1 protein-coding gene is annotated in these 678 nt (G+C 70.6%); it reads right to left on the reverse strand.

Annotated elements, in window-relative coordinates; genetic code table 11:
- On the reverse strand, nucleotides 1-678 hold a 678-nt coding region (locus EZM81_RS18020; protein ID WP_136646740.1), incomplete at both ends, for a DUF2793 domain-containing protein.

A 678-nucleotide genomic window follows, 5' to 3' on the forward strand; every position in this document is an offset into this window, starting at 1 on the left:
TCGCGAAGGTCACGGTGGGCGTGTTGATGACGGTCGTCCCGCCCGCCCCGGCGGTGGCCGAGCCGATGTTCAGGACCGTCGTCGATCCGGAAGTGCCGCCCGTGCCGAGGTTCACGGTCTTGGTCGTGCCGCTCGCCGTGGCCCCTGTCCCCATCCCGTAGGTCGCGGTGCCGGTGGACGTGCCGATGGTCGCAGTGGCCCCGGATGTCGTCACCGTGCCCGAGGCCGTCAGCGTCCCCGAAAACGTCTTGTTCCCGGTGAAGGTCTGGGTGCCCGCAAGGATCGCCAGTTCGGACGAGGTATTCGGCAACGTGAAGCTGCGCGTGGTGCCCGTTGTGATCCCCGCCAGCGAGAAGGTGGCCTTCTTCGTCGGGTCCGCATCGTTCACCAGGCTGAACACCGCGTCGGACACGTCGCGGGGCTCGCCCACCACCTCCCAGGCCGCGCCGGTCCAGACGAGGAGCCGCCCCTCGGCCGCGACCCAGACCAACCAGCCGGGGCGCGGCACCAGCCGGATCCATGCCCCATCGACCCAGAAAGCCACGTTCAGGTCCCACCCGGCCCAGAGGCCGGTCGCGCCCGAAGCGACAAGATGCCGGTTGCCGTCGGCCGGGCTGGCCGGGGGCGCGGTGCGCGTGCGATCGAGGACCGAGAGCTGCACCATGGCATCGAGCAGGC

It is taken from the genome of Tabrizicola sp. YIM 78059, from assembly GCF_004959785.1.
GTDB classification, from domain to species: Bacteria; Pseudomonadota; Alphaproteobacteria; order Rhodobacterales; family Rhodobacteraceae; genus Tabrizicola; species Tabrizicola caldifontis.